Source organism: Mesorhizobium sp. M0051 (assembly GCF_040323235.1).
Lineage (GTDB): Bacteria > Pseudomonadota > Alphaproteobacteria > Rhizobiales > Rhizobiaceae > Mesorhizobium.
The window spans coordinates 1-16,925 of sequence record NZ_JAMYUT010000004.1; the positions used below are offsets into that span (position 1 = coordinate 1).

10 protein-coding genes are annotated in these 16,925 nt (G+C 64.1%); 5 read left to right on the plus strand and 5 right to left on the minus strand.

The window, feature by feature from the left end; genetic code table 11:
• Positions 1 to 86: 86 nt before the first annotated feature.
• On the minus strand, positions 87 to 1,175 hold the full coding sequence (locus tag NKJ90_RS05490; RefSeq protein ID WP_023762736.1) for a sensor domain-containing diguanylate cyclase: 1,089 nt from the start codon (positions 1,173 to 1,175) through the stop codon (positions 87 to 89).
• A gap of 182 nt (positions 1,176 to 1,357) precedes the next feature.
• Positions 1,358 to 3,637 (minus strand): NADP-dependent malic enzyme, encoded by a 2,280-nt coding sequence (locus NKJ90_RS05495; protein ID WP_023762737.1) that lies wholly within the window; start codon positions 3,635 to 3,637, stop codon positions 1,358 to 1,360.
• A 213-nt stretch (positions 3,638 to 3,850) separates the two neighbouring features.
• Between NKJ90_RS05495 and mutS the strand changes: the two genes are divergently transcribed.
• The gene (mutS, locus tag NKJ90_RS05500) at positions 3,851 to 6,577 is read left to right on the plus strand and encodes a DNA mismatch repair protein MutS (protein WP_023762738.1); all 2,727 of its coding nucleotides are present in this window, start codon (positions 3,851 to 3,853) and stop codon (positions 6,575 to 6,577) included.
• Here mutS and NKJ90_RS05505 read toward each other — a convergent pair whose 3' ends face one another.
• From NKJ90_RS05505 to NKJ90_RS05515, 3 genes are all read right to left on the minus strand, one after another.
• Positions 6,578 to 7,423, minus strand: coding sequence for an aldo/keto reductase (locus tag NKJ90_RS05505; protein WP_023762739.1), 846 nt, complete (start codon positions 7,421 to 7,423; stop codon positions 6,578 to 6,580). It abuts the gene before it with no gap.
• An 86-nt stretch (positions 7,424 to 7,509) separates the two neighbouring features.
• The gene (copM, locus tag NKJ90_RS05510; protein WP_023762740.1) at positions 7,510 to 7,905 is read right to left on the minus strand and encodes a CopM family metallochaperone; all 396 of its coding nucleotides are present in this window, start codon (positions 7,903 to 7,905) and stop codon (positions 7,510 to 7,512) included.
• 43 nt (positions 7,906 to 7,948) lie between these two features.
• Positions 7,949 to 10,453: a heavy metal translocating P-type ATPase gene (locus tag NKJ90_RS05515; RefSeq protein ID WP_023762741.1), complete on the minus strand. Its 2,505-nt coding sequence runs from the start codon at positions 10,451 to 10,453 to the stop codon at positions 7,949 to 7,951.
• A 203-nt stretch (positions 10,454 to 10,656) separates the two neighbouring features.
• On the opposite strand from NKJ90_RS05515, the gene NKJ90_RS05520 reads away from it, so the two are divergent.
• The 4 genes from NKJ90_RS05520 (at position 10,657) to NKJ90_RS05535 (ending at position 16,891) form a co-directional block, all read left to right on the plus strand.
• Positions 10,657 to 13,458 (plus strand): [protein-PII] uridylyltransferase, encoded by a 2,802-nt coding sequence (locus NKJ90_RS05520; protein ID WP_023762742.1) that lies wholly within the window; start codon positions 10,657 to 10,659, stop codon positions 13,456 to 13,458.
• Between the two features lie 46 nt (positions 13,459 to 13,504).
• The gene (gene murJ / locus NKJ90_RS05525) at positions 13,505 to 15,112 is read left to right on the plus strand and encodes a murein biosynthesis integral membrane protein MurJ (protein WP_023762743.1); all 1,608 of its coding nucleotides are present in this window, start codon (positions 13,505 to 13,507) and stop codon (positions 15,110 to 15,112) included.
• A 117-nt stretch (positions 15,113 to 15,229) separates the two neighbouring features.
• Complete coding sequence (gene trpS, locus NKJ90_RS05530) at positions 15,230 to 16,297, plus strand: tryptophan--tRNA ligase (RefSeq protein WP_023762744.1); 1,068 nt, start codon at positions 15,230 to 15,232, stop codon at positions 16,295 to 16,297.
• A 102-nt stretch (positions 16,298 to 16,399) separates the two neighbouring features.
• The gene (locus tag NKJ90_RS05535; RefSeq protein WP_023762745.1) at positions 16,400 to 16,891 is read left to right on the plus strand and encodes a universal stress protein; all 492 of its coding nucleotides are present in this window, start codon (positions 16,400 to 16,402) and stop codon (positions 16,889 to 16,891) included.
• Positions 16,892 to 16,925 lie beyond the last annotated feature (34 nt).

Sequence of the window (16,925 nt, forward strand, 5' to 3'; positions counted from 1 at the left end):
TACCTGAAACCGCCGGGCCTTGCTCATGCAAAGCTACGATTCACTCAACAAAATCAATTATTTGCCGTTTGTGGACGGAAACTAGCCTAGGCGGTCTTGCGAATCGGCTGGCGAGATCCGGACTGTTCTTGCGAAGTCAGTTCTCCGGCAGTGACCAATCGGTTGCGGCCATTTCTTTTGCCGATATACATCAGCCGGTCGGCGAGCGCGACCAGGGCATCCGAATCGGCGGCGTCCACAGGATACATGGCGATACCGACGGTGCAGCCGATCTGGATGGCGCTATCCGGCGCCGGGATTTTGATCTGCAGCCTTTCCAGGATGCGCTCGGCGACCCGCACCGCCTTTTGCCGCGCGAGATCCGGCTCTCCCGAAAACAGGAAGGCGAACTCATCGCCACCAAGCCGCGCCACGAAATCGTCACTGCGCAAGATGGAGCGAAGGTTCTTCGATACGCGCTGCAGCAGTGCGTCGCCGGCCTCGTGGCCGAGCGTGTCGTTGACTTGCTTGAACCGGTCGAGGTCGATGAACAGAAGACCGGCCGCCTCGCCGGTGGCGCCACAGCGGGCGACCACCGATTTCAGTTCATCGTGGAAGGCGCGCCGGTTGGGCAAGTCGGTCAATGCATCGTGGTTGGCCGAATGGTCGCTCTGCAGCTTCGCCAGTTCGATCTCCCGCTTTTGCACGGACAGTTCCTCGTTGGCTGCCTTCAGATCCAGCAGCAGCTGGGAATTGAGGTCCTCGACAACCTTGCGGTCGCTGATGTCGACGACGAAACCTTCCAGGAATTCGAGTTTCCCGGTGTCGTCCCAGACACCGCCGCCGATCTCGCGCACCCATAGCGGTTCGCCGACCTGCGGGACGATGCGATAGTCGACGTTCCAGTTGCAGCGCGCCTCGAGCGCGCCGTCGACGGCGGCATAAACGGCGGCGAGATCATCCGGATGGATGGCCGAGACATAGTCACGCACCGCGTTGTGAATGAAATCGCTCGGCCAATAACCGCTGACGGTGAAAATGCCGTCGCTGATGTAGAGCATGGTATAGGACGCATCGTTGCGACAGCGGTAGAGATAGCCGTCCATGCGGCCGGTGATGCTGAGAAGCGCATCCAGGCGTTCGTCCTGATAGGCCCCCTCGCCGACCACCGATGCTGGAACTCGATCATGCTTCATGGCCGCACCCCCGTTTTGGCGGTCTGAGCGAGCCGTAGATGCCATCACGGCACGTCGGCAGGACATTCCCTATATCAGCTGAATCTTATCAATCTCTTATGGCTGAGCGCCGGCGGCCGTCTGGACGCCGTCCTGTCCGAAAGCCAGGTCGTCGGCTTTTCGTCCGCGGCGCGGACCGTTCGTCAAGTCCCAGCCGTATATGCCGCGATCGCCGCCATGTTGACGATGTCCGAGTCCTTGGCATTCAGAGACACGATCTGCACAGGCTTGTTCAGCCCGACCAGCAGCGGGCCGATTACCGTCGAGCCGCCGAGTTCCTGCAGCATCTTGGTCGAGATCGAGGCCGAGTGGAACGCCGGCATGATCAGCACATTGGCCGGGCCGGTCAGCCGGATGAACGGATATTGCGCCATTGCGCGGGCGTTGAGCGCGACATCGGCGGCCATTTCGCCGTCATACTCGAAATCGACGCGACGCTTGTCGAGGATGCGCACGGCTTCCTGGACGCGTTCGGAGCGCTCGCCCTGCGGATGGCCGAAGGTCGAATAGGCAAGCATGGCAAGCCTCGGCTCATAGCCCATGCGGCGGGCGAAGCCTGCCGCCTCCTCGGCGATGTCGGCGATCTGCTCGGCGTTCGGCATATCGTGCACGGCGGTGTCGGCGACCAGCACGGTCCTGCCCCGTGCCAGCACGATCGAGACGCCGATGACGCGGTGGCCGGGCCTGGCATCGATGACGCGGCGGATGTCGTCGAGCGCGGTGGAATAGTTGCGGGTCACGCCCGTGACGATACCGTCGGCATCACCCAACGCCACCATGCAGGCGGCGAAGTGGTTGCGGTCGTTGTTGATCAGCCGCTGGCAGTCGCGGAACAGGAAGCCTTTGCGCTGCATGCGCTCGTAGAGGTAATCGGTGTAGACGCCGTTGCGGCGCGACAGCCGTGCATTGATGATCTCGATGCCTTGCTTGTTGAGGTCGATGCCGGCGAGCTTGGCGTTGTCCTTGATGACGTCGTCGCGACCAAGCAGGATGGCGGTGCCGAGCTTCTGGTTCACATAGGAGACGGCGGCGCGCATCACCTGTTCCTCCTCGCCCTCGGCGAAGACGATGCGCTTGGGCTGGCGGCGCACACGGTCGTAGATGCGCTGCAAGGTCGAGGCGATCGGGTCACGGCGGGCTGACAGTTCCTGCGCGTAGCGGTCGAGATCGAGGATCGGCTTGCGGGCGACGCCTGAATCCATCGCCGCCTTGGCCACCGCAATCGGAATGGCCGAGATAAGGCGCGGGTCGAACGGCACCGGGATGATGTAGTTGGGGCCGAATTTCGGCCGGTTGCCCTGATAGGCGGCGGCGACGTCGTCGGGCACGTCCTGGCGCGCAAGCGCCGCAAGTGCCTGCGCGGCGGCGATCTTCATATCGTCATTGATGGTGGTGGCCCTGACATCCAGCGCACCGCGGAAGATGTAGGGGAAGCCGAGCACGTTGTTGACCTGGTTAGGATAGTCGGAACGCCCGGTCGCCATGATGGCGTCGGTCCGGATCTCGGCCACTTCCTCCGGCGTGATCTCCGGGTCGGGATTGGCCATGGCGAAAATGATCGGGTTCTTGGCCATGGACCGCAACATTGCGGTGGTGAGCGCACCCTTGGCGGAAAGGCCAAGGAAGACATCGGCGCCGTCGAGCGCCTCGGCGAGGCTGCGTGCCTCGGTCTTGACCGCATGCGCCGATTTCCACTGGTTCATGCCTTCGGTGCGGCCTTGAAAGACCACGCCCTTGGTGTCGCACAAAATGATGTTTTCGGGCGTGAAGCCCATCGCCTTCATCAATTCGATGCAAGCGATGCCGGCGGCACCGGCGCCGTTGCAGACCATCTTGGTAGTCTTCATGTCGCGGCCGGTGACCTCCAGCGCGTTGATCAGGCCGGCGGACGAGATGATGGCCGTGCCGTGCTGATCGTCGTGAAAGACCGGGATGTCCATCAATTCGCGCAGCCGCTGCTCGATGATGAAACACTCAGGCGCCTTGATGTCCTCGAGATTGATGCCGCCGAAGGACGGGCCGAGGAACCGCACGCAGTTGATGAACTCGTCGGCGTCCTCGGTATCGACCTCGAGATCGATGGAATCGACATCGGCGAAGCGCTTGAACAGCACCGCCTTGCCTTCCATCACCGGCTTGGAGGCGAGCGCGCCGAGATTGCCGAGGCCGAGAATGGCGGTGCCGTTGGAGATGACGGCGACCATGTTGCCGCGCGTCGTGTAGTCGAAGGCGCGGCTGGGGTCCTCGGCGATGGCGAGAACCGGAACCGCGACACCAGGCGAATAGGCGAGACTCAGATCGCGTTGCGTTGCCATCGGCTTGGTGGCGACGACTTCCAGCTTGCCGGGGCGGCCCATGGCGTGGAATTCGAGCGCTTCCTGCGCGCTGACGGACGGACCGTTGTTCTCGGTTTTCCTGGCCATGATGTTCTTGATTTCCTCGCCGGTGCAGCACCTCGTTGAGGCGGGTGCTTTGTTTCGATCCGAATTAAGACCACGCGCCGCCGCGTGTAAACCGCCAGCGCTTGGGAATCGCGGATCGTCCGGGAAATTGCGAACACCCGGCAGCCCGGTAGTCCCCTGTTTTTCGAAGCCCCGGCATTAAATCGTGCGATCACATCTGCTAGCGTGCCGTGCATGAACATGCATACTCCGAACGAGCCGGACGCCCCCGAGGCCATGACGCCGTTGCCGACCGCCGGCGCCACGCCGATGATAGAGCAGTTCATCGAGATCAAGGCGGCGAACCCGGATTCGCTGCTGTTCTACCGCATGGGCGATTTCTACGAGCTGTTCTTCGACGACGCCGAGAAGGCGAGCCGGGCGCTGGGCATCGTGCTGACCAAGCGCGGCAAGTATCAAGGGCTCGACATTCCAATGTGTGGCGTGCCGGTGCATGCGGCCGACGACTATCTGCAGAAGCTGATCGGCCAGGGATTTCGCGTTGCCGTCTGCGAGCAGATCGAGGATCCGGCCGAGGCGAAGAAACGCGGCTCGAAATCCGTGGTGCGCCGCGACGTGGTGCGGCTGGTGACGCCTGGCACCATCACCGAGGACAAATTGCTGGCGCCGTCGGAATCAAGTTTTCTGATGGCCTTGGGGCGGGTGAAGGGTGGAGGGACCGATCACGCCTTTGCGTTGGCCTGGATCGACATCTCGACCGGCGCCTTCCGCGTCACCGACACCACCGCCGACCGGCTGCTGGCCGACATCTTCCGTGTCGATCCGCGTGAGCTGATCGTCGCCGAGCCAGTGTTTTACGATCCGGAGCTGAAGCCGGTGTTCGACGTGCTCGGCCGCGTCGCCAGCCCGCAGCCGCCGTCGCTGTTCGATTCGGCATCGGCCACCGGGCGCATCGCCCGTTTCTTCGACGTGGCGACGCCGGACTCCTTTGGCGCCTTTTCGCGCGCCGAACTGTCGGCGATCTCCGGTGCCATTGCCTATGTCGAAAAGACGCAGAAGGCCGAGCGGCCGCCGCTGTCGCGGCCGGAGCGTGAGGAGCAGGGTTCGACCCTGTTCATAGATCCGGCGACGCGCGGCAACCTCGAACTGCTGCGCACGCTCTCCGGCAGCCGCGAGGGCTCGCTGTTCAAGGCGATCGACCGCACGGTGACCGGTGGCGGTGCAAGGCTGCTCGCCGACCGGCTGATGGCGCCGCTGACCGACCCGGCGGCGATCGGCGCCAGGCTGGATTCAGTGTCGTTCTTCCGCTCCGAAACGCGGCTCTGCCAGGCGGTGCGATCGAGCCTGAAGAGCGTTGCCGACATGCCGCGGGCACTATCCAGGCTGGCGCTCAACCGCGGCGGCCCGCGCGATCTCGGCGCGCTGCGCGCCGGTTTCGAGGCGGCAGGCGCGATCGCCGAAATCTTTGCCGCGACCGCCCTGCCCCAGGAGCTCACGGCGGCACTGGCCGCCATTCAGGCGCTGCCTCAGGCGCTGGCCCAGCACCTGACGCAGGCGCTTGGCGAGGAACTGCCGCTGCTGAAGCGCGACGGCGGCTTCGTGCGCGGTGGCTACCACCCGGATCTCGACGAGATGCGGGCGCTGCGCGACGAATCGCGAAAGGTGATCGCCGGGCTGGAGCGTTCGCTGATCGAAGAGACCGGCATCCGCTCGCTGAAGATCCGGCACAACAATGTGCTTGGCTACTACATCGAGGTGACCGCCAATCACCATGCGATCATGACCGGTAGCGACGGCGCCAAGGCGCGCTTCATCCACCGGCAGACCATGGCCAACGCCATGCGCTTCACCACGACCGAACTCGCCGAACTGGAGACCAAGATCGCCAATGCCGCAGACCGGGCGCTCAGCATCGAGCTAGCCGCCTTCGACGCGCTGACGGCGGAAGCGGTCGGCGAGGCGCAAAAGATCCGCGCCGGCGCCGATGCGCTGGCCGTGCTCGACGTGTCGGCGGCACTCGCGCTTTTGTCGGAAAGCGAAGCCTGGTGCCGGCCGGTGGTGGATTCGAGCTTGGCTTTCGAGATTGCGGGCGGGCGGCATCCGGTGGTCGAGCAGGCGCTGCGCCGCTCCGGCGAAGGCCCGTTCGTCGCCAACGACTGCGACCTGTCGCCGGAAGGCAGCGCCAGGAACGGCGCGATCTGGCTTTTGACCGGTCCCAATATGGGCGGCAAGTCGACGTTCCTGCGGCAGAACGCGCTGATCGCCATCCTGGCCCAGACCGGCTCCTTCGTGCCGGCGACATCGGCACATGTGGGCGTCGTCGACCGGCTGTTCTCGCGCGTCGGCGCCTCGGACGATCTGGCGCGCGGCCGCTCTACATTCATGGTCGAGATGGTCGAGACGGCGGCGATCCTCAACCAGGCCGGTGAACGGGCGCTGGTCATCCTCGACGAGATCGGCCGCGGCACCGCCACTTTCGACGGCCTGTCGATCGCCTGGGCGGCCGTCGAATACCTGCACGAGAAAAACCGCTGCCGGGCAATCTTCGCTACCCATTTCCACGAGATGACGTCGCTCGCCGGCAAGCTGGCGCGATTGCACAACGTCACCATGCGGGTCAAGGAATGGGAAAACGACGTCGTCTTCCTGCACGAGGTCGGCAAGGGCGCCGCCGACCGTTCCTACGGCGTGCAGGTGGCGCGGCTGGCCGGCCTGCCCGAAGCGGTGGTCGACCGGGCCAAGGAAGTGCTGCACCAGCTCGAAGAAGGCGAGGTCTCAGGCAAGACCAACCGGCTGGTCGACGATCTGCCGCTGTTTTCGGTGGCGGTGAAGCGCGAAGCGCCGAAGCCGGTGAAAAGTGATGCGCTGGGTGCAGCGCTGGGCGAGATCAATCCTGACGAGATGACGCCAAGGGAGGCGCTGGAAGCGCTTTACCGGCTGAAGGGGCTGGCGGGCAAGTAGTCAGATCATCTCCAGGCCGCGCTTGCGCGTCGGCGGCGGGAAGGTGCGGTCGAGATCGGCGAGATCTTCGCCCGTAAGCTTGATGTCGAGTGCAGCGACATTCTGGCGGACGTGCTGCTGGCGGCTGGCTTTCGGAATGGCGATGACGCCCTCCTGGTGCATCACCCAGGCCAAGGCGATCTGTGCGGCCGTGGCGTTGTGGCGGGCGGCAATTGCGTCGAGCCGGGCATTGCGCGCCAGCGCGCCCTGCTCGACCGGCGAATAGGCCATCAAAGGGATGCCGCGCTGCCGACTCCAGGGGGCGAGATCGAATTCGAGGCCACGCCGGACCAGATTGTAGAGCACCTGGTTGGTCTGGACGTTGCCGCCATCTGGCAGGCCGACCAGTTCTTCCATCTCGTCGGCGTCGAAATTGCTGACGCCCCAGTGGCGGATCTTGCCGTCCTCTTTCAAGGCCTCGAAGGCCGCGACCGTCTCGGTCAGCGGCACGCCGCCGGGCCAATGCAGCAAATAGAGATCGATGCGGTCGGTGCGCAGGCGTTTCAGGCTGTTTTCGCAGGCGCGCTGCACGCCCTCGCGCGAAGCGTTTGATGGTAGAACCTTTGAAACCAGGAAGGTCTCGTCGCGGCGCCCGGCAATAGCCTCGGCCACCACCTCCTCGGCGCGGCCGCCGGCATACATTTCAGCGGTGTCGATCAGTGTTATGCCGAGGTCGAGGCCGAGCTTGAGAGCATTCACTTCATCGGTGAGGCGGCTGATATCCTCACCCATCTTCCATGTCCCCTGACCAAGCACCTGAACGGCTTCGCCAGACGGCAATTTGGTGGTTCTGATGATCGATGGCATGACAAGCTCCAGTGGGGCCGGATCGCATCACAGGCTGGGCGAGAAATCCAGAGGCGTTCTCGATTGCCTTGGCGATTGCCTGAAGCTTACTTCACCGGGTGGGCGGCGAGCCATGCCTGCATCTGCTTGATCTCGGCTTGCTGGGCGGCGATGACGCCTTCGGCGAGCTTGCGGATTTCCGGATCCTTGCCATTGGCAAGCACGACCTTGGCCATGTCGATGGCACCTTGATGGTGCGGGATCATGCCCTTGACGAAATCGACGTCGGCATTGCCGGTGTACTCGGACGCCATCATGTCGGTGTGCATCTTGTCCATCGCCGCCTTGTAGCCTTCCGTCGAAGGGCTAGTCGCCGCGCCCGTCGCCATGGCGCCCATGTCGTGTTTCATCTCTTCGCTCTGCGCCGGAACGCTTTCGAGGAAGACGGCAACCAGCATTCCGGCCGCCATCAGCAAAAGCACGATTTTCTTAGCCAAGGTCATTCCTGGTCTCCTGTTGATTGGTTTTCGTATTTGGGGGCTTGGATCAGAGTTTCAATGTTCTGAGCCGCAGGGCGTTTGATATCACCGACACCGAGGACAGGCTCATCGCCGCCGCCGCCAGCATCGGCGACAACAGCGTGCCCGTGAGCGGATAGAGCACGCCGGCAGCGACCGGCACGCCAAGCACGTTGTAGAGGAAGGCAAAGAACAGGTTCTGGCGGATGTTGCGGATCGTCGCCTGGGCCAGCGTGCGGGCCCGCACGATGCCATTGAGGTCGCCCTTGACCAAGGTGATGCCGGCGCTTTCGACGGCGACATCGGCGCCGGTGCCCATGGCGATGCCGACATCGGCCGCGGCAAGCGCGGGTGCGTCGTTGACGCCGTCGCCGGCCATGGCGACGCCCGCGCCTTTTGCGCGCAGTTCCTCAACGAGGCCCGCCTTCTGTTCCGGCAACAGGCCGGCGCGAACCTCGTCGATGCCGAGGCTCCTGGCAATGGCGTTGGCCGTACGCTCATTGTCGCCGGTCGCCATGATGATCCTCAGGCCGCTGCCATGCAGCGCCTTGATCGCCTCGGCGGTGGTCGCCTTGACCGGATCGGCGACAGCGACAATGCCGCCCAGTTTCTTGCCGACGGCGACGAACATCGCCGTCTTGCCTTCCGCCTGCAGCGTCTCGGCCTGAGCCGAGATGGATGCGGTGTCGATGCCGATATCGGCCATCATCGCGGCATTACCGAGCGCGACCTTCTTTCCCGATACGGTGCCGGAGACGCCCTTGCCGGTGACCGCCTCGAAGCCGCTGGCATCGGCGACGGCTATGCCGCGCGTAGCGGCGCCTTCGACGATGGCTTCGGCCAGCGGATGCTCCGACCCCTTCTCCAGGCCTGCGGCAAGCGCCAGCAATTCGTCTTCGGAAAAGCCCTTTGCCGCAACGACATCGGTTAGTTTCGGCCGGCCTTCGGTCAGCGTACCCGTCTTGTCGACAATCAGCGTGTCGACGGAGGCGAAGCGTTCGAGTGCCGCGGCTTCCTTGATCAGTACACCGGCGTGCGCCCCACGCCCGGTGGCCGTCATGATCGACATCGGCGTGGCGAGGCCGAGCGCACAGGGGCAAGCGATGATCAGCACCGACACCGCCGAGACGATGGCAAAGATCAGGCTGGGCTCGGGTCCGAACATGGCCCAGGCGACGAAAGCGGCAATCGCGATGAGGACGACGGCCGGGACAAAGTAGAAGGAAACGCGATCGGCCAGCCCTTGAATCGGGGCGCGCGAGCGTTGCGCCTTGGCGACGAGCTCGACGATGCGCGCCAGCGTCGTCTCGGAGCCGATCCGCTCGGCGCGCATGATCAGCGAACCGTTCTTATTGAGCGTGCCGCCGGTCAAGGCATCGCCTTCAGTCTTTTCGACCGGCAACGGCTCGCCCGTGATCATCGATTCGTCTATCGAGGAACGGCCCTCCAGCACGATGCCGTCGACCGGCACCGCGTCGCCGGGACGAATGCGCAGGCGATCGCCGGCCTTGACCGCATCAAGCGACACATCGCTTTCGGAACCGTCGGCGGCGAACAGCCGCGCGGTCTTGGGTGCGAGATCGAGCAAGGCACGGATTGCCGAGCCGGTCTTTTCACGCGCGCGCAATTCCAGCACCTGGCCAAGGAAGACCAGCGCGACGATGACGGCGGCAGCCTCGAAATAGACCGGCACGGCACCGCCATGGCCGCGGAACTGATGCGGAAAAATGTCCGGAAACAGCGTCGCGACGACGCTGTAGAGATAGGCAGCACCTACACCTAGCGAGATCAGGGTCCACATGTTGGGGCTGCGGTTGAGGATCGAATCCCAGCCACGATGAAAGAAGGGCAGCGCCGCCCACAGCACGACGGGACTGGCCAGCGCCAGCTCCAGCCAGACCATCGTCCGCTCGTCGATAAAGGCCTGGAACGTCAGGCCGAGCATTGGCGCCATGGCGACGATCAGCAACGGCACAGACAGTGCGGCACTGACCCAGAACCGCCTGGTGAAATCGACCAGTTCGGGATTTGGCCCTTCATCGCCTGTCGGGACGCCCATCGGCTCCAGCGCCATGCCGCAGATCGGGCAGGAGCCGGGCTTGTCGCGGATGATTTCGGGGTGCATCGGGCAGGTGTATTGCGTGCCCTTGGGCATCGCCTGGGGCGCCGGCCTGTCGCCGAGATATTTTTGCGGCTCCGCTTCGAATTTCGCTTGGCAGCCAGCGGAACAGAAGTAGAAGCCCTGACCTTCGTGGCGGACGAAGTGCCTGGCTGTCGCACGGTCGACGCTCATGCCGCAGACCGGATCGGTGGCAGTCAGGAATTTTTCCGGCTCGGCGACGAATTTCGTGCGGCAGCCTTGACTGCAGAAATGATAGAGATGGCCATCATGCTCGGACGTCGGCTTGCCGGCGGCCGGGTCGACGGTCATGCCGCAGACCGGATCGCGGACGACGGCCTGTGCGGCAGGTGCTTCGCGGTTTGCCGAACAGCAGCCGCCATGCGCGTGATGATCGTGATCGGAATGCGTCATGCGAAAATGCCTCTAAGGGTCGGTGGGTGACGCGGAGATAGGGCTTCCAGTAACTGGAAGGTCAAGGGGTTAAATTTCTTCATCTCGTTGCGGGTGGATGCCAAGCACGCTTGAGCGAGAGCGGGCTCGTATTTCCGCCCCATACCCAGCGCCGCGAAAACGCGCTATAGACGCCGCCGAAAAGGCAAGGCCGACCTGGACATATGGCAAGAATCTCCCTGAAGCTCGACGAACTGATCGATGGCGAAGCCTTGCGACGCGAGATGACCGCGCTGACTGCGGCCAAGGCAGGCGACGGCTCCGCACAGACGGCGCGCAGCGGTGTGCTCCATCTGCTCAAGGGGCGGCTGGCAGACGGGCGCGCCATTGCCGAACGGATGCTGCGGGACGACGGCGGCGGCAGCGCCTGCGCGGCGCGGCTGTCGCATCTCATGGACGAGATCATCCGGGCGCTCTACGATTTCGCCGTCACCCATGTCTACCGGGTCAAGAACCCGTCTTCGGCGGAGCGCATGGCCGTCGTCGCCGTCGGCGGCTATGGCCGCGGTACGCTGGCGCCCGGGTCCGACATCGACCTGTTGTTCCTGCTGCCCTACAAGCAGACGCCATGGGGCGAACAGACGGTCGAATACATACTCTACATGCTGTGGGATCTGGGGCTGAAGGTCGGCCACGCTACCCGCAATATCGACGAATGCGTGCGGCTGTCGCGCAACGACATCACGATCCGCACCTCGATCCTCGAAGCGCGGTTCCTGTGGGGCGAGGAAAAACTCTATGACGAGCTGATGCTGCGCTTCGACCATGAGGTGGTGCGCACGACCGGCCCCGAATATGTCCAGGCCAAGCTTGCCGAACGTGACGACCGTCATGCCAAGGCCGGTGAAAGCCGCTATCTCGTGGAGCCCAACGTCAAGGACGGCAAGGGCGGCCTGCGCGACCTGCAGACGCTGTTCTGGATCGGCAAATATTTCTACCGGGTGCGTACCGGCGAGGAACTGGTCGACAAGGGCGTCTTCACCGAGGGCGAATACCGGGAGTTCCTGAAGGCCGAGGATTTTCTGTGGGCGGTACGCTGCCATATGCATTTTCTCACCGGCAAGGCCGAGGAAAGGCTGCATTTCGACATCCAGCGCGAGATCGCCGAACGGCTCGGCTACACAACCCACCCCGGCCTATCGGCGGTCGAGCGCTTCATGAAGCACTATTTCCTCGTCGCCAAGGATGTCGGCGACTTGACCCGCATCTTCTGTGCCGCGCTCGAGGAGGAGCAGGCCAAGCACGTGCCGGGCTTCAACCGTATCTTCCTCACCTTCTCGCGACGCAAGCGCAAGCTGGCCGGCACGTCGGATTTCATCGTCGACAACCACCGCATCAACATCGCCGACGACCAGGTGTTCGAACGCGATCCGGTCAATCTTTTGAGGTTGTTCTGGTTTGCCGACAAGCACGGCCTTGAATTCCACCCCGATGCGCTGAAACTGCTGACCCGCTCGCTCGGCCTGGTCAACAAGTCGCTGCGGCGCGATGAGGAAGCCAACCGGCTGTTCCTCGACATCCTGACCTCGGACCGCAATGCCGAACTCAATCTGCGGCGCATGAATGAGGCCGGACTGCTCGGCAGACTGATCCCGGATTTCGGCAAGATCGTCGCCATGATGCAGTTCTCGATGTACCACCACTACACGGTGGACGAGCACCTGATCCGCTGCATCGGCGTGCTGGCCGAGATCGAGCGCGGCGACGGCGAAAAGGTCCATCCCCTCGCGCACACGCTGATGCCGGGGCTGAAGAAGAGCCGCGAGGCGCTCTATGTCGCCGTGCTGCTGCACGACATCGCCAAGGGCAGGCCGGAGGATCATTCCGAGGTCGGTGCCAGGATCGCCCGGCGCATCTGCCCGCATATGGGACTGTCTCCAGCCGATACCGAAACCGTTGCCTGGCTGGTCGAGAACCATCTAGTGATGTCGATGACGGCGCAGACCCGCGACCTCAACGACCGCAAGACCATCGAGGATTTCGCCGCGATCGTGCAGTCGGTCGAGCGGTTGAAGCTGCTTTTGGTCCTGACCGTCTGCGACATCAGGGGCGTTGGACCCGGTGTCTGGAACGGCTGGAAGGGCCAGTTGCTGCGCACGCTTTACTACGAGACCGAATTGCTTTTGACCGGCGGCTTTTCGGAAGTGTCGCGCGCTCAGCGCACGGCGGCGGCGCGCGAGCTTCTCGCCGAGGCACTCGCCAGTTGGCCGGACAAGGTCCGCAAGCGCTATGTCGGCCAACACTACGAGAACTACCTTTTGACCGTCGATCTCGCCGACCAGCTGCGCCATGCCGAGTTCATCCGCGAGGCCGATGTGGCGGGCAAGAAGCTCGCCACCATGGTCAAGACCCATCAGTTCGAGGCCGTGACCGAAATCACCGTGCTGGCGCAGGACCATCCCCGCCTGCTCTCGGTCATCGCAGGGGCGTGCGCCGGAGCCGGTGGCAACATCGTCGACGCACAGATCTTCACGACGTCGGATGGCCGCGCCCTGGACACCATCCTGATCTCGCGAGAATTCGACCGCGACGAGGACGAGCGCCGGCGTGCCGAGCGTGTCGGACGGCTGATAGAGGACGTGCTCTCAGGCAAGAGCTGGCTGCCGGAGATGATCGAGAAGCGCACCAAGCCGCGGCGCGGCTCCAAGGCATTCAAGATCCCGCCGCGCGCCGAAATCCGCAACACGCTGTCCAACCGCTTCTCGGTCGTCGAGGTCGAGGGCCTGGACCGGCCGGGCTTGCTGTCGGAGATCACCGGAACGCTTTCCGACCTGTCGCTCGATATCGCATCGGCCCACATCACCACCTTCGGCGAGAAGGTCATCGACACCTTCTATGTCACCGATCTCACCGGCCAGAAGATCGACAGCCCGGCTCGCATCGCCACCATCCGCAACCGGCTGGTGGCAACGCTCGAAGGCATCGTGCCCGAACGCGGCGGCAAGGCCAAGGCAGCGGCCGAGTGACCGCCACCATCACTTTGTCCTCATCCTGCAGGCAGTCTCCAAACGCATGAGCCTCGTCAAGAAATTCGCAACGGTCGCTTCCGGCACGCTGATGAGCCGCGCGCTCGGCTTCGGCCGTGAGATGCTGATGGCCGCAGCGCTCGGCACCGGACCAGTCGCCGACGCCTTCAACGCCGCATTCCAGTTTCCCAACACCTTTCGCCGGCTATTTGCCGAGGGCGCCTTCAATGCTGCCTTCGTGCCGCTGTTCGCCAAGGAGATCGAGACCCACGGTACCGATGGCGCCAAGCGCTTCTCCGAGGAAGTCTTCGGCGTCCTGTTCACGGCTCTGCTGGCGCTGACGATCATCATGGAACTGTCGATGCCGCTGATCGTGCGCTATTTGGTGGCGCCCGGTTTTGCCGGCACGCCGGGGAAGTTCGACACCACGGTGACGCTGGCGACGATCATGTTCCCCTATCTGATCTGCATGTCGCTCGGCGCCATGATGGCGGGCATGCTCAATTCGCTGCGCCGCTATTTCGCCGCCGCGGTGGCACCGGTGTTCCTCAACGTCATCCTGATCGGCGTGCTCGCCTATGCCTGGTACAGGGGCTCCGACGCGCTCACCGTCGGCTACGGGCTGTCCTGGGGCGTGCTTGCCGCCGGACTGGTGCAACTGGCGATCGTCTGGGTGGCGGTGCGCCATGCCGGCATCTCGATCGGCTTTCGCCGTCCGAAAATGACGCCCGCAGTCAAGCGGCTGCTGATCCTGGCACTGCCGGCGGCAATCACCGGCGGCATCACCCAGATCAACCAGCTGATCGGCACGGCAATCGCCTCGGCGCAGAACAGCGCGGTGTCCTCGCTCGCTTATGCCGACCGCATCTACCAGTTGCCGCTCGGCGTGGTCGGCGTCGCGGTCGCGATCGTGCTGTTGCCCGAACTGTCGCGGGCGCTGAAGTCGGGCAATCTGATCGAGGCGGCCAATCTGCAGAACCGTTCGGTCGAATTTACCTTGTTCCTGACTTTGCCGGCCGCCGCCGCACTCTGGGTCATGTCGGACCCGATCGTGCGGCTGGTCTATGAACGGGGGGCGTTCGCCGCCAACGGCTCGACGCCGACGGTGGCGGCGATCCTGGCGATCTTCGGCCTCGGCCTGCCAGCCTTCGTGCTGATCAAGGCGTTCACACCGGGCTACTTCGCCCGTGAGGACACGCGCACGCCGATGATCTTTGCCGCCATCTCGGTAGCGGTAAACGTCACCACGGCCCTGACGCTGTTTCCACGGATGGGCGCTCCCGGCATCGCGGTGGCCTCGGCCGTCGCCGGCTGGGTCAACGCGATGATGCTGCTCGGCGTCTTGATCCGGCGCGGCCATTGGGGCCGCGACGTGCCCCTGATGAAACGCATTCCGCGGCTGGTGCTGTCGGCGGTGGTGATGGGGGCGGCGCTCTATTTTGCCGAGCACTGGTTCGCCGTGAGGCTCGGCCCGGGTTCGCCGCTGGTCGTCAAGGCGACGACGCTCCTGGCGCTGGTTGCCGGCGGGGCACTGCTCTACTTCGTCACCGCGTTTGCAACCGGCGGCGCCGATTTCGGCATGATCCGTCGCAATGTCAAACGGGGCGAGGCCAAGGGAGCACCCCTGGCCGCAAGAATCGAACCGGACGAATAGACCGGGCAACCGGTCGGCAACGCCGGTCTTGATCGCAACGCTGCTCTCGTCCATAAGCGCGCCGTCGAAAGACTTTCGCCGCGCGCGAAACGGCCCTCCACAAGCCATGAGGAAATCATGACCGCATTCAAGCCACTCGTCTTTTCCGGCGTCCAGCCGACCGGCAATCTGCATCTCGGCAACTATCTCGGCGCCATCAAGAAATTCGTCGCCCTGCAGGACACTTCCGACTGCATCTATTGCGTCGTCGACCTGCATTCGCTGACCGCCCAACTCGTTTATGAAGACCTCGCCGACCAGACGCGGTCGATCACCGCGGCGTTCCTGGCCTCGGGCATCGACCCCAAGAAGCACATCGTCTTCAACCAGTCGCGGGTCATGCAGCATGCGGAGCTTGCCTGGATCTTTAATTGCGTGGCGCGTATCGGCTGGATGAACCGCATGACGCAGTTCAAGGACAAGGCCGGCAAGGACCGCGAGAACGCGTCACTCGGCCTGCTTGCCTATCCCTCCCTGATGGCTGCCGACATTCTGCTCTATCGTGCAACGCATGTGCCGGTGGGTGAGGACCAGAAGCAGCATCTGGAGCTGACCCGCGACATCGCGCAGAAATTCAACAACGATTTTTCGGACCGCATCGCCCGTCTTGGCGTCGGCGTCGAGATGCAGGTCGGGGAAGAGACCGTGAACGGCTATTTCCCGCTGACCGAGCCGGTCATCGGCGGGCCGGCGGCGCGCATCATGTCGCTGCGCGACGGCTCTAAGAAGATGTCGAAGTCGGACCCGTCGGACCTGTCGCGCATCAACCTGACCGACGATGCCGATGCCATCTCGAAGAAGATCCGCAAGGCCAAGACCGACCCGGAAGCGTTGCCGAGCGAACTGGACGGCTTGGCCGCCCGGCCCGAGGCGGAAAACCTGGTCGGCATCTATGCTGGCCTCGCCGAGATGTCCAAGGCCGATGTGCTCAAGGAGTTCGCCGGCCAGCAGTTTTCGGTGTTCAAGCCGGCACTGGCAGACCTTGCGGTGGAAAGACTGGCGCCGATCGCCAGCGAGATGCGCCGCATTTCCGACGACCGCACCTATGTCGACGCGGTGCTCAGGGACGGCGGCGAGCGCGCCGGCGTGCTGGCCGAGGCGACGATGAAGACCGTGCGCGACATCATCGGGCTGCTGCAGGCCTGATCTCTCGCTGTCGCACTGCACCATACTGGCCCTAGGCCGGCGGCTTGCCGCCGGTCTGCGGCGGTGGCAGATTGCGGCCTCAGTAACACCGAGTACACAGACATGGTCTCCAAACGCCTCAGCCGCGAAGCCGGCCATCGCCGCAAGTTCCTGGCGATCATCGACGACACGCCCGAGTGTGAGCGCGCCGTCGCCTACGCCTCGAAGCGGGCGCAGAGCACCAGCGGCACGCTGGTGCTGCTCTACGTCATCGAGCCGGACGATTTCCAGCACTGGCTGGGCGTCGAGAAGATCATGCGCGAGGAGGCGAACGCCACGGCGCGCGCGGCACTCGACAGCTATGCCAGCAAGGTGCGCCAGAAGCTTGGCATCGAGCCGGAGATGGTGGTGCGCGAAGGCAAGCCGACGGAAGAGATCCACAAATTGATCGAGGAAGACCAGGACATCGCCATCCTGGTGCTGGCCGCCGGTGCGGGCAAGGAGGGCCCGGGCCCGCTGGTCGGCGCCGTGGCCGGCAAGGGTGCCGCCTTCCCGATCCCGGTGACGGTCGTGCCGCAGAACCTTTCGGATGAAGAGATCGACAGCCTCGCCTGAGGTGTATCGATGTCAGGGCGGCCTGACTTGAACC